This window comes from Pelolinea submarina (assembly GCF_003966975.1).
GTDB lineage: Bacteria > Chloroflexota > Anaerolineae > Anaerolineales > Anaerolineaceae > Pelolinea > Pelolinea submarina.
The window spans coordinates 3223774-3236032 of record NZ_AP018437.1 but is presented as its reverse complement, the minus strand read 5'-3'; the positions used below and the strand labels follow the sequence as shown (position 1 = coordinate 3236032).

General features: G+C 56.5%; 11 protein-coding genes. 3 read left to right on the top strand and 8 right to left on the bottom strand.

Annotated elements, in window-relative coordinates:
* Positions 1–367 precede the first annotated feature (367 nt).
* Genes Pelsub_RS14300 through rbsK form a run of 5 tightly spaced genes read right to left on the bottom strand, consistent with a single transcriptional unit; the run spans position 368 to position 5353 of the window.
* Positions 368–946 (bottom strand): AAA family ATPase, encoded by a 579-nt coding sequence (locus Pelsub_RS14300; RefSeq protein WP_116225718.1) that lies wholly within the window; start codon positions 944–946, stop codon positions 368–370.
* Between the two features lie 9 nt (positions 947–955).
* A complete protein-coding gene (locus Pelsub_RS14295) occupies positions 956–2176 on the bottom strand; it encodes a M20 family metallopeptidase (RefSeq protein WP_116225717.1) in 1221 nt (406 codons plus the stop codon).
* A 2-nt stretch (positions 2177–2178) separates the two neighbouring features.
* A complete protein-coding gene (locus tag Pelsub_RS14290) occupies positions 2179–3102 on the bottom strand; it encodes a nucleoside hydrolase (protein ID WP_116225716.1) in 924 nt (307 codons plus the stop codon).
* 11 nt (positions 3103–3113) lie between these two features.
* Positions 3114–4439: an amidohydrolase family protein gene (locus Pelsub_RS14285; RefSeq protein WP_116225715.1), complete on the bottom strand. Its 1326-nt coding sequence runs from the start codon at positions 4437–4439 to the stop codon at positions 3114–3116.
* Positions 4436–5353 (bottom strand): ribokinase, encoded by a 918-nt coding sequence (rbsK, locus tag Pelsub_RS14280; protein ID WP_116225714.1) that lies wholly within the window; start codon positions 5351–5353, stop codon positions 4436–4438. Before rbsK ends, Pelsub_RS14285 begins: the two co-directional genes overlap by 4 nt.
* Before the next feature lie 117 nt (positions 5354–5470).
* Here rbsK and Pelsub_RS14275 point away from each other — a divergent pair, with 117 nt between their 5' ends.
* Complete coding sequence (locus Pelsub_RS14275) at positions 5471–6190, top strand: nucleoside phosphorylase (protein ID WP_116225713.1); 720 nt, start codon at positions 5471–5473, stop codon at positions 6188–6190.
* A gap of 85 nt (positions 6191–6275) precedes the next feature.
* On the opposite strand, the gene Pelsub_RS14270 is transcribed toward Pelsub_RS14275, so the two are convergent.
* Positions 6276–6971 (bottom strand): HNH endonuclease, encoded by a 696-nt coding sequence (locus Pelsub_RS14270; RefSeq protein WP_116225712.1) that lies wholly within the window; start codon positions 6969–6971, stop codon positions 6276–6278.
* 222 nt (positions 6972–7193) lie between these two features.
* Here Pelsub_RS14270 and Pelsub_RS14265 point away from each other — a divergent pair, with 222 nt between their 5' ends.
* Complete coding sequence (locus Pelsub_RS14265; RefSeq protein WP_116225711.1) at positions 7194–7634, top strand: hypothetical protein; 441 nt, start codon at positions 7194–7196, stop codon at positions 7632–7634.
* A gap of 13 nt (positions 7635–7647) precedes the next feature.
* Here Pelsub_RS14265 and Pelsub_RS14260 read toward each other — a convergent pair whose 3' ends face one another.
* Together Pelsub_RS14260 and Pelsub_RS14255 are read right to left on the bottom strand one after the other, a co-directional pair.
* A complete protein-coding gene (locus Pelsub_RS14260; protein ID WP_126440560.1) occupies positions 7648–9117 on the bottom strand; it encodes a hypothetical protein in 1470 nt (489 codons plus the stop codon).
* Positions 9118–9174: 57 nt separating this feature from the next.
* Positions 9175–10320, bottom strand: a complete 1146-nt coding sequence (locus tag Pelsub_RS14255; RefSeq protein ID WP_116225709.1) for a hypothetical protein — start codon at positions 10318–10320, stop codon at positions 9175–9177.
* A 254-nt stretch (positions 10321–10574) separates the two neighbouring features.
* Here Pelsub_RS14255 and Pelsub_RS14250 point away from each other — a divergent pair, with 254 nt between their 5' ends.
* Positions 10575–12233 (top strand): CotH kinase family protein, encoded by a 1659-nt coding sequence (locus tag Pelsub_RS14250; RefSeq protein WP_116225708.1) that lies wholly within the window; start codon positions 10575–10577, stop codon positions 12231–12233.
* The last annotated feature ends 26 nt before the right edge of the window (positions 12234–12259 follow it).

Sequence of the window (12259 nt, the reverse complement as noted above, 5' to 3'; positions counted from 1 at the left end):
CCAATCCTGATGTCTGCGATTGGCGCGACTCACTCCCCATTTCGCCTTCGTCGAAATAGGGAGTGAGCAAGATTCTCCTGAATTTCAGGCGGAGATTAGGAATGACAATGGTTGTTGAATTTCTGGATAAAATAGGCGACTTGGCAGATCGTTCTCCCACCATTGTCATCCTGAACCCCGAAAGGGGTGAAGGATCTCGGCTGGCATTTAGATCATGATAGATCCTCTCCCCTGGGGAGTGCTTCGCGATCGGCGCATTCTGAGGAGCAGAATGACAGAAAGGGGGGTGAGGGGGATAAACGTGAGGAATTTAAACAAAAAAGCTGCCTGAGCTTGTCGAAGGCAGCTTTTCTTCTGACGAAACCAATTAATCCTTGAGCTTGCCCTCATCCAGCATCTTGATGATGCGCTCCAGGTAACTCTTATCGCGACCGGGGAGTTCCGGTTCGATGCGGGAAGCCTCTTCGAAGAAGAAGCGCCGGCCGCGGCCCTTCTTCTGGCCTTCGGCGGTATGCATATCCAATGCGTAATCGGGGATTACCGGCAGGGCCTCGCCGCTCTCCACGGAGTTGATGATCCAGTTGATCATCTCGTCGCTGGAGCGGTCCTTCTGGCAGGCGCACAGGTAGCGCACGGCGTGGATGGCGTACAGTTTGCGCTCGCCCACGGAATGGTCGCAGGCGCTGGTCATTTCGTACAGGCTCTGCACCAGCACGGGGGCCATTGGGTCGCCGAAGCCGATATCTTCCACAGAAATGACTTTCAGGCGGTACCACATATATTCTTCCATAGCCGGGCTGGTCAGGATCATTTCATAGGCCAGCAGCGCGGCGTTTTCGGTATGCCCGCGGCGGATTTCTTTTTGCAGCGCGGAAATGACGTGGTCGGCCGCGAAACCGTGAAAAGTTTTGACATCCACCCAGGGATCTCGATCAAGATGTGACATGTTCTCTCCTCAAATTTGGTTTAGATAATCGTGAATAATGCCTGCGTAAATCGCGATGGTTTCCGGCAGGCTGGATAACAAAATCCACTCATCCGGGGCATGCGGGTTGCCGCCGGTGGCGCCGAAACCGCACAGCGTGGGGATGCCTGCGCCGATCAGCATATAGCCTTCGTTGCCGGGGCCGGCCCCCGCGATGGGCCAGGCTTTGCCATGATAAACCCGTGTGTATTCCTGCGCGATGGTCGCCAATGGATGGTCCAGTGGAATAGCCGCGCCGGGGATATCGACCTTCTTGACAATCTCAGTTTTCAATCCGGGGCGCTCCCGCTCGACTGCGTGCACGATCTCGGCCACGCGTTCTTCCACTGCTCGGCCGTCCTGCCCGGGCAGCAGGCGGATGTCGATGATGGCGCTGGCGGCTTCGGGTACGATGCTCTCGTATACACCGCCGTTGAAGATGGTGCCGGGGGTGATGGTAAAGCCCAGGTTCTCGAAACCCGAGACCGGCTCGGTCGCGACCTTCAGCTTTTCCAGCCGCAGCAGGATGTCCGCCAGGGCGGTCACGGCGTTCAGGCCGCTGGTCTTCTGGTGCCAGGCATCGATGCCGGCGTGGATGGATTCGCCCTTGGTGCGGATCTCCAACCGCAGCAGGCCGCGGTGGCCGATGCAGACCATGTCGCTGGTGTAGGTGTAGATGGCGCCCCTGGCGCGCAGCTTGCCGCTGTCCAGCAGGTAGCGCACGCCCAGCGTGCTGCAGGCGCCGGCTTCCTCGTCGGCCACACCGGCCAGCGTGACGGCGCACTGCTGCGGGTCGATCAGGTCCAGCTCGCGCAGCAGTTTGAGCGTGTACATGCTGATGGCGACGCCGCCCTTGTTGTCGGCTGTGCCGCGCCCCAGCATGCGTCCATTGTCAATGTGCGCCTCGAAAGGCGGAAATGTCCAGGATGCGTGGTCGCCTTCGGCGACTGTGTCAATGTGCCCGATCAGCGCAAAGCCCTTATCGCCTTGGCCGTAACGCGCCAGTACGTTGGGCCGCTGCGGGTCTTTGGCGGCCAATTCGCTCTCGAAACCCAGGCTTTGAGCTTCCTGCAGGATGCGTTCGGCCACGCGCACCTCGGGGTCGTGTTTGTTGACCGAGGGGATGCGCACGATGTCCGCCAGGAAAGCTTCCACCTGGGGAGCGTATTCCTGCGCTTTGGCCAGCACCTGCTCTTTATCGAAAGTAGCCATGCTTACTGCAAACTGGCTTCGATCATTTCTACGTAGCGCGCGTGGTCGATCTCCAGGATGATTTCAGCGTTGGCGGGTTGGCCGCTCAGGCCGAACCAGTCCACCGAGGTCATGCCGCGCGTGTCGCTGCCGTTCAACTCAACCGAGACAAAATGGTCCTCTTTAGCCGTGATGATGCCGGGGTTGAGCGCGCAGGCCACCGCCAGGCCGTCGGCCGAGAACAGCAGATCCTGGTGGAATTTCTCGCGCAGGAAACCGAGCGTGTTCTGGTAGATGTCGTGAAAAAATTGGGCTTTGGGCGTGTTCATGCCGAAGAAACCCTTGACCTGCTCGCCGTTGAAGGGGTAGGCCATGGTGGTCTCCCACGAGAGCACGCGCACCTTGGGCCAGCGTTCAAAGACCACGTGCGCCGCTTCCGGGTCGGCGTAGATGTTAAATTCAGCCGTGACGTGCGTGTTGCCCTTGGCGTAGATGGCGCCGCCCATGATGGTCAGCTCGGCGAACTTGCCCGGCAGCTCGGGGTCGAGCGTGACGGCCGCGGCCAGGTTGGTCAGCGGGCCGATGGCGATCAGGCTGAGCTGGCCGGGGTTCTGGTTGGCCAGGTCGATCAGCGCCAGGGCGGCATGCTTGCCTTCGGGTTGGCGCTTGGAGGCCGGAATGCCGGCGTCGCCCAAGCCATCCGAGCCGTGGATGCTGGCTGCGTCGTAGGTAGGGCAGACCAGCGGCCGCGGGCAGCCCGGATAGACCGGAATATCCTGCCCGACCAAATCCAGAATTTTTAGCACGTTGGCGGTGGTCTTGTCCACGCCCACGTTGCCGCTCACGGTGGTGAAAGCTTCAATTTTGACATCTTTCTGGCCGAGGGCCATCAGGATTGCCAGGGCATCGTCCACACCCGCGTCGGTGTCGATAATAAATCTTTTCATCCGGTAACCTTCTATTCCTTGATGCGCCGCATCAGTTCGTCGTGCTTGGCTTCCAGCTCGCCGCGCACCTTCAGGTAATCCATGCTGGTCCAGTCATTGTCCCGGAACAGCCAATTGCCGTTCACCATGACGTCGCGCACGTGGTAACCGCTGACGGCGTAAACCAGCGCGGCGTAGAAGTCCTGCCCGCCGAAGGGCGCCCAGCCGATCTCGTTCAAATCCAGCGCGATCAAGTCGGCTTTCTTGCCGGTTTCAAGCGAACCGATTTCTTTTTCCATTCCGATGGCGCGCGCGCCGCCCATGGTGGCCATGTCCAGGATGTAGCGGGTAGGGATGGCGTCCGCGTTGCGTTCCAACAGCGCCATGATCTTGCCGGTAATGGCCATTTCCTTGAACATGTCGTAGCTGTTGTTGTTGGTGACGTTATCCGTGCCCAGCGCCACGTTCACGCCGGCCGCCCGCAGCGCGTTCAGCGGGGCGATGCCGGCCGCGTTGCGCATGCCGGAGGAGGGGGCGAAGACGGCCGTGAAAGGTTTGTCTTTGACGGTGTCCAGATCTTCCAGCGGGATGCCGATGCTGTGCGCGGCGATGATGGGATATTCCAGGAAACCCATCTTGTTCAACTGTTGGATGGCGGTGATGCCGTAATGCTCGCGGCAGTAATCGTTCTCTTCCTGCCCGGTGGCAAAATGCGTATGGAAGCCGACCTTATACTTATCGGCCAGTTCTTTTTCCAGGCCCATGGCGGTTTCGCTGTTATCCACAAAGAAAGCGTGCGGTCCCAGCCAGCCGGTCAGCAGCGGATCGTCCTGCAGGGATTCCAGGAAGGCCGCCGCGGCCGCCAGCTCGCGCTTGCGCGCGGTTTCTTCGCCCAGTTCAACAATGCCGTAGGCCAGCACGGCGCGCAGGCCGCTTTTGCGAACTTCCGGGTAGATGTGATCCATCCAGAAATACTGATCCACGAAAGTGGTGGTGCCGGTGCGGATCATTTCCGCGCAGGACACGGCCACACCCGGGCCGATCATTTCGGAGTCTATCTTCATTTCCAGCACGCGGATGGTGTTGAACCAGCCGTCCAGCGTGAAGAGCGTGTGGCCTTCCACGTGCCCGCGGAAGAGCGTCATGGGGCTGTGGGTGTGGGCGTTGACCAGGCCGGGCATGACCAGGCGCGGGCCCAGTTCCACGGTCTCGTCAAATTTGCGCCGGCTGTCCAGATCTTTCTGGTAGCCGATCTCGGTGATGCGGTCGTCTTCCACCACCATGTAGCCATTCTTATAGATGTGATCGTCGGCGTCCAAACATAGGACGACGTCGCTGGTGATCAGTTTGCAGCTCATGCCTGCTCCTTCATTAATTGCATCAATTCATCGCGATGAGGCATGGCCGGCAGGGCGCCTTTGCGCGTGGTAGCGATGGCGCCGGCTGCGGCGCCCCAATGTACGGCTTCGGCCAGCGGCTTGCCTTCCGAGATGGCCACGGCCAGCCCGGCGTTGAAAGCGTCGCCCGCGGCGACCGTATCGATGGGAGTCACTTTATAAGGAGGCACAAAACCGCTCTCCTTTTCGTTTTCGTAGTAAACGCCCCTGGCGCCTAACTTAATGATGGCCGTGCCGACGCCCTTCGCGAGGAAGAGTTTGGCGGCACGCGAGGCATCCTCGGCGTTTTCGGGTTTAAAACCTACCAGGATTTCCGTTTCGGTTTCATTGGGGGTAATGAAGTCCATCAGCTTGAAGGCTTCGTCCGGCAGGGGAACCGCCGGAGCGGGGTCCCAGACTACTTGCACGCCTTTTTCCTTGGCGGCTTTGGCCGCTTTCAGGCAGGCATCCAGCGGCACTTCCAGCTGCAGCATGAGCACCTTGGCGTCTGTCATCACCTTTGAAGCGCGCGCCACGTCGCTGTCGTCCAGGGCGAAGTTGGCGCCGGAAATAATGATGATGGTGTTCTCGGCGTTCTTATCCACGCAGATCACGGCGATGCCGGTGCCGTGTTCGGGATCTTTCATGACCTGGCTCAGGTCAACCTTCTGCTCGCCTACGATTTTCAGCACTTCTTCGCCGAACCCGTCTGTGCCCACGCGTCCAACGAACTTGGTGGGCGCGCCCAGCCGGCAGGCGGCCACGGCCTGGTTGTTGCCCTTGCCGCCCGGCACGGTGATGTACGAACTGCCTTGCAGCGTTTCACCGGGTTGGGGAAGTTTGGGGACGTAAGCAGTCAAATCCATATTGATACTGCCAAATACCACTATACTCATGCGATCCTCCAATAAAATAAGTTAATACGGAAAAATGATACCCAAATTATACAGCCTAAGCATACCGCTCTGCTATAATTGTAGGACAATCTTAACAATATTAAATGGAGGGAAGTTATGGAATGGCATATTAAATGTGACGCAAAGGACATCGCCCGCTACGTGCTCTGCCCCGGCGATCAGGCGCGCGCAAAAAAGATCGCGGATCACTTCGATTCACCCCGCCTGGTGGCCGACAGCCGCGGTTACGTGGTGTACACCGGTGAATACAAGGGTGTTCCCATGACTGTGATCGGCACCGGCATGGGCGGCCCGGTAGTGGCTATCGGTTTGGAGGAACTGGCCCACATGGGCGCCGACACCTTCATCCGCGTGGGCTCCTGCGGCGTGTTCCAGGATTTCCAGCAGGTGGGCGACGTCGTCATCGGCAGCGGTACCGTGCGCGAAGGCGGTACCTCCACAGCTTATCTGCCGCTCCGCTTCCCGGCTGTTCCGACCTTCTCCGTCCTGCGCGCACTGGTGGAAGCCGCCGAAGCGCTGGACATCCCCGTTACCGTGGGTGTGGGTTCCGCCGGCGATGCATTCTATGCCCCGCGCGAGGATAATTCCCGCGGCGAGCTTTACCAGAAAGCCGGCATCGTATCGGTCGAGATGGAAAGCGACACGCTCTTCATCGTCGGCCAGTACCGCGGCTGGCGCACCGGCGCGTTGTACGCCTCCGACGGCACCAATAAGGCCACCAAACCCGAGGACAAGGAAGCCGACTTCCGCCGCGGCGAGGAGAACGCCATCGTTATCGCGCTGGAGGCCATGCTCAAGATCGCGCAAGGGGATTAGGAAAATCTTTCGTGAATTTGTAAAGGGCTGGATGATTTCATCCAGCCCTTTTTCTAATATTTTGTTTTAATATATAAATAAGTGTTTATGGTTCAGCATACCATTTTTGTTCTGATTGTATAGTTGGAGAGTAGATAAATCCTTCAGGCAGTAGTTCGTGTTCTCTTTCAAGAATATCGATGATTGTTAACTTTATTCGGATCTGTAATTTATAACTCGATTGTTCTTCGGCAGTTAATTCTGTAAACCCTACCGGCATCATATAATCTGGCAATATGAAATTTGCATTGATGAACCCTTTCCCAGGATTTAGGTTCCATATATGTCTACCTGAATAATACCCGTTCTCACCCTTTTTGAAATGAATCTCTTTTCTTTTGGCATAAGCATAAAGGTCAACACGAACACCAATTGGGTATGTGTTACCAGTATTTCTAATATCAAAACCTATACTCGGGAATTCTCTTCCACCTCTTTGTGTGAGTAAGAACATAACCGGAGACAGAAGATGATGAGTAAACTCCTCATAAATTTGATCTCTACGTCTTTTTAATTCATTAGGTTTGATCGAATTGCCTTGAAGACTACTGTAGTGAACTTTTGCGTGACAGTCGTAGCAAAGTGGAATGGCATTATCAATTACTCCAGTACCCTTCTTCTCTTTAGGAATAATATGGTGGACTTGAATATCAACTCCACATGCTTTCTTGCATAGACAACAATGCCGATCTGACCAAAGTAGGACTTTGTTTTTAGTATCTTCCGAAAACTCTTTTGCCATTTTCTCTCTCTTTAGTTTATCAATTCCTGCATTTTTGATATATTTACAGAATATTTATAGCATATGCTTTTACAAATTAATAATTTTCTTCTTTGACTCACTATGATTATCACCGCGCCTTAAAATACTAATAGCCATGTTCGTGGGTCCGCTTGCTCGAGAATTATCGAAAACATAGTTTGGCAATTTGTAATTCCTTCCAAAATCCGCTAAGATGGAACTATGCATATCCTAAAAAACCGTATCCTGACGATCCAATCGCTCTTCATCATCCTGGTTGTCCTGGCAGCGCTGGTGGTCTTCCTGATGTTCTCGGATAACATGGGCATTCTGGCGGGCGTCAACATCTTTGCCCTGTGGGGAATGTTCACGCTGGCCGGGCTGGGATTGGTGCTGATGGTCTACAAAGCCAAACTGAGCGGCAAGGTTAAGATCTCTCTGCTTGCGTGCGGTTACGCGGCGGCCGGGTTCCTGGTCGGCGTGGTGCTGCACAACCTGTTCTACGCGCTGGCGAGCATGACCGCCTCAGTGTTCCTGAGCGGCTTGCTGGGTTTCCTGGAAGGCACCTTCTTCATCCTGGCAGTTCTGATTTGCCCGCTGGCGTTGCTGGTCGGTATCCTCGGCTCACTGGTCCTGTGGAAAGACATCCCGTCCGGAAAATAGGTCTGTCAACTCCCTAATTGATCTTCCACACGTGCACGATCGGCTTGGCTCCGTCGGCGTATAGCTCCAGCAGGTAGAGCAGGCCGTTCTGGCGGTCGAAGGAGACTTCGCCCACGCGCGCGCGGCGCTGATCGCCCCAGCCCATGTATATTTCGTCCCATTCAGGCGGGTCGAGGTAAAGATGCTCGTCAATGTCGATGACGGCGTAGGGCTGCGGCTGCCAGGACTCCAGCTCACCCGCGGCCACTTTGGCCAGTTCGGCCGGGTCGTACAGGATCATCTGCGCGTCGAAGCGGGTCGTCCACCAGCCGCGGTCCGAGACACAGGTGCCTGCCTCCGCGTCGCAGCAGCCGCCCAATTCCGCCTCGGTGCAGAACGAACCGTCCGCGTAACGGCACATATCCGCGATATCAGCGGCCTGTTCATCCACGCAGATGTACTGCGGCCCATCCGGGTGGATATAGCCGTACCAGTATTTGTCCCCGGTACCCTTGGTGCCGGCGAACAGCACCGCGCTGGCGCCGGAAGCCGTGGTGATCCAGGCGCCGCCCTCCCATTCATCCGGGTGCTGGTAGCCGTTCAGGCTGCGCTCGATGGCGATCGTGTTGTACGTGTTTTCGTACAAAAGCAAAGTTTTTTCTTCAAGGCGCGTCCCGCCGGGCGGGGCGGAGCCGTCCGCCAGCCAGGGGGTGTAGGCAATCAGCGCAGGCCCCATGCCGCCCATGCCGCCGTCGCGCATGCGTCCGGTCGCCAGGGTATATCCGTCCGCGTAAGCATCCGCCCACTCGGCCGGGATATCGAACATGTAGCCGGTGATGCTGTAAGGATCCTGCTGGCCGATGAACCAGGGGCCCTGTACCTGCGGGTCATCCAACTGCGGGTCGAACCAGCCGTTCGACGGGTCGCCGGGTTCCTGCAGGTGCTGCCCCCAGGTGAAATGGATCTTTGGGCCGGTTTCCGGCGCGTTCAGGTAAACCATACCCACGCGCGGAATTTCCTCCAAATTGGTGAAGTAACCGGCCAGCACGTTTTGGAAATCCTGAAGGAATTCTGCCGTGTTGAGGTCCTCGATGTTCTCTGAAATGATCGGCTGCGGGATGCTGACTTCGGCAATCTGGCCGCCGTCCGGCAGGCCGCCATAGGCGATGCGGTCGTGTCCCATCACGAACAGCGAGCCGGGAAACCCATCACCGCCGCCGGCATCCCCATCCGGGTTGAAGGTCATGGCGTTGCCGCCGTAGGCGAAAGTGAGGGGCGGGTCCTCTCCGCCGGGCAGGCGGAAGGCGCCCAGATATTCGAAGGCTTGCGGGTCTACTACGTCCCCGGAAGTTTGCGCCAGCGGCTGGCTGTAGCTTGAAGATGAGCCACCGGATTCGCTGCGAGAAGCGGCGGATTGATCACCAGTGTTTGGCTCTTGCCCCGCCGAACATGCCAACAAACCCGCCAACATAAAGGCGGTACCGATATATAAGATTTTATTCATGCGCATCACTTTATCCTGTCGATTGACGACTGTTCTCTACTGACCGGATTCCCTGTTCTAATAACAGGGGAATTCGTCGTTATCTCCCCAGGTAAAGCCGCAGTACTCACAGCAGGCTTTGTCGGTGATAAAGGTGCGGTTGCTGGGGCAGGTGCAGGGCGGTTCTTCCTCTTCTTCCTCCGGTTCTGGGACGGTCGGCTGCGGGGTGGGTTCGGCCCGCCGGCACAGCCAGGAAGCGTCGCTGGTTTCCTCGTAGCCGTAGGCCAGGCGGCAGGTGTTGTCTGCCAGGAAAATGGCCTTGAGCGGATAATCCGCCGCGCCGCTGAGAGGGCTGCCGGCTTGATTGAGCGTGAACTGGTCGTTGTAATCGAACTTGCCCGGGTCGATGACGCCATCGTCCGCCCAGGCGCTCCACATGAAGGTGCTGGCGTTGCTCATCAGGGACTTCTTGATGGCCAACTGCATTACGCTGCTGTCAGATGGATCCACGCGCTTCCAGGCGGCGTCCGGATCTCCCAGGTTTTCGGGTGAGAACAACGCCTTTTCGTAGCCGTTCAGCCCGCTGCTGGGCGCGTCGGCCAGCATGGCCCGGAGGCCGCCGACATCGTTATTCTCATCGCTGTACACGAACACATCCTCAATATTCCAGGTAGTGTTGCCGTCTCCGCGCGCCCACAGCAGCAGGTCGCCGCGGCCGTCCTTGTCCAGATCCAGTTCCACCCCGTAGAAGGCGGACAGCATACCGCTCTGGCTGTGCACGCCATCCAAGTGCAGGAGGAAGTAGTAGAAAGTGTTGTCCTGGCTGATCTCCACCTTGCCCAGGTCCACGTCTTGCCGGTAGGTCATATCCTGGGCGGTGAAGGGGCGTTCCAGCAAATTCTGGTTGAGGTAATCGCCGCCACTGGCGCGGTTCTGAGAGGCAGTGCCGGAGGAATCTGTGTCCTGCCACCACTGCGATACCCAGCCGGGATTGCCGGGTGTGATAGCGTGGACCACCTCGACGGTGAGGGTGGGTTCTGCGACGGCTTCTTCCTGCGGCGGGGCTGCTTCCGCCATGCTTTGCGCATCCAAGGTTTCCTGCAGATAGATGGCCGTCAGGGTTTCCTGCGCGTCGGACGAACCGCCGAAGTCGATGGTGCAGGCCAGGCTTGCAAACAGCAGGATCAATACACAGGCGAACAAGGATCTCATATTGGTTTTCATAACTCCCTCTCTTTCAGATATTTACAATCGATCAAGTTGCAATTGTATTTATGGTGAAATGGACGGTAGCTGGGAAGGAAAATCAAAATACTGCTATGAATTTCCCCTGGGAAATGGTTTTATTGGGGATGCAATTTGTATGATTGCTGGCAGGTATTAAATTGTATGTATATTATACAACAAGTAATTATTATTAATATTAAATCGAGTTTTTCAATAATATATAAATGTAATTAATAAGTGTATAATTAAACATGCGAAGGGATAGGCATTCGCTTTCTTTAAAACAGGTTTTTTTAGAGGGGAAATGGCTGCGTGGCATCGAACTGGCCGCTATTGTCCTGCTGTTGGCGGCAGCGCCGCTCATGCTGGTCGGTTCCGGCCGCAATGCAGGTGATTCCCAGATTAGTGCAATTGATCCGAACGTCAGCGCACAGGCTTATGCCATGCCCAACGATGGTTGGGCGCCGCTGACCGCCTATTTCAGCCCGTTGGGTTCCAGCAGTTCAAACGGGGCTATCGTACGTTACGAGTGGGACCTGGACGGCAACGGTTCCTTTGAAACCGACGCGACCGCCAACGGCGGGTACGCTTCTTATTCCTACAGCAAACCACGCGATTACGTCATTTCCCTGCGGGTGACGGACGCCAACGGAGGCACGGCGGTTGCGTCCACCCGGGTGAGTGTGCGCCATCCGGCTTCCAGCAGCGTGGATTACTGGACGGTCTTCGATGACAGCCGCGTGCGGCGCATCGAGGTCAGCCTGGACCAGGCGGATTGGACCCAAATGTGGGCGGATGTGGAATCCAAATACCAAGCCAAGGCGGATGTGAATGTGTTCGGTGAAGAGCTGAAGGATGTGGGCTTCCGCATGCGCGGGCAGTTTTCCCTGCGTATGTCCGGGGACAAAAAGCCCTGGAAGATCGATACGGACGCTTACATTGCCGACCAGGAATACCATAACCTGCGCCAGTTGATGCTGCTGAACAACATCGGCGACCCCGGTTTGTTGAAAGAGAAGCTGGCATACGAGATGATGCGTTTTGCCGGCCTGCCGGCCAGTTTCGTAAGTTTTGTGGAATTGTGGATCGATATCCGCGACGATGGCCAGGATCCCATTTACTGGGGCGTTTACTCCATGGTTGAACGCGTGGACAACAAATATATCGGCAACCGTTTTGGGCAGGACGCGAAAGGCGGTAATTTATACAAGGCCAGCCACGCCCAGCGCGGGCCGATGGACCTGATCTACCACGGCGACAGCATTGAAGACTATCCCGTCCAAAATGGCCAATACGCTTACGGGAAGATGAACAATGAAGCGGAAGCGGATTACAGTGATATCGTGGCATTGTGCCGCGTGGTGGACGGGACGGAATACGCCAGCGACGCGGAATTAATCCAAGCCCTGGAATCCAGTCTGAACGTGGACGCTTTCCTGCGTTATCTGGCGGTCAATATCATCATTGATAACTGGGATTCTTATATCTATACCGGCAATAATTTTTATCTTTTCAATGATTCTGTCAGCGGGCGCTTTGAATGGATCCCCTGGGATCTGACCTGGGGAGGGGGCACCGATGCGCCGCTCTTCACCCGTTCGGAATCCGGCATGATGGAAGGCGCTCCGCTCTATGATCTGGTTTTCTCGGTGGAGAAGTATCAGGATGCTTACCGGGCCTATATCGATCTGTTATCGCGCTACTGGTTCAACCCGCAGAACCTGTCTCCCATGATCCAGCAATATCACAACATGATCGCGCCCTATGTTGCCCAATCGACGGGGGATAAGGCTTTTTACGGCGAGCAGTCGATGTTCCCGCCGGATGCTTTCCAGAATTCAGGAGAAGAACTGAAAAATTTTGTAACCCAGCGGAGCGCGTACATCCAATCCGCTTTAGTACAGGAATAAATCGTAAGAAAAAATCGTTTTGTGAG

What these genes read in the sequence shown, in the direction of transcription:
- Pelsub_RS14265 (WP_116225711.1), top strand. Translation starts at nt 7,194, where the DNA reads ATGCATATCCTAAAAAACCGTATCCTGACGATCCAATCGCTCTTCATC.
- Pelsub_RS14270 (WP_116225712.1), bottom strand. Translation starts at nt 6,971, where the DNA reads ATGGCAAAAGAGTTTTCGGAAGATACTAAAAACAAAGTCCTACTTTGG.
- rbsK (WP_116225714.1), bottom strand. Translation starts at nt 5,353, where the DNA reads ATGAGTATAGTGGTATTTGGCAGTATCAATATGGATTTGACTGCTTAC.
- Pelsub_RS14295 (WP_116225717.1), bottom strand. Translation starts at nt 2,176, where the DNA reads ATGGCTACTTTCGATAAAGAGCAGGTGCTGGCCAAAGCGCAGGAATAC.
- Pelsub_RS14260 (WP_126440560.1), bottom strand. Translation starts at nt 9,117, where the DNA reads ATGAATAAAATCTTATATATCGGTACCGCCTTTATGTTGGCGGGTTTG.
- Pelsub_RS14275 (WP_116225713.1), top strand. Translation starts at nt 5,471, where the DNA reads ATGGAATGGCATATTAAATGTGACGCAAAGGACATCGCCCGCTACGTG.
- Pelsub_RS14290 (WP_116225716.1), bottom strand. Translation starts at nt 3,102, where the DNA reads ATGAAAAGATTTATTATCGACACCGACGCGGGTGTGGACGATGCCCTG.
- Pelsub_RS14250 (WP_116225708.1), top strand. Translation starts at nt 10,575, where the DNA reads ATGCGAAGGGATAGGCATTCGCTTTCTTTAAAACAGGTTTTTTTAGAG.
- Pelsub_RS14285 (WP_116225715.1), bottom strand. Translation starts at nt 4,439, where the DNA reads ATGAGCTGCAAACTGATCACCAGCGACGTCGTCCTATGTTTGGACGCC.
- Pelsub_RS14255 (WP_116225709.1), bottom strand. Translation starts at nt 10,320, where the DNA reads ATGAAAACCAATATGAGATCCTTGTTCGCCTGTGTATTGATCCTGCTG.
- Pelsub_RS14300 (WP_116225718.1), bottom strand. Translation starts at nt 946, where the DNA reads ATGTCACATCTTGATCGAGATCCCTGGGTGGATGTCAAAACTTTTCAC.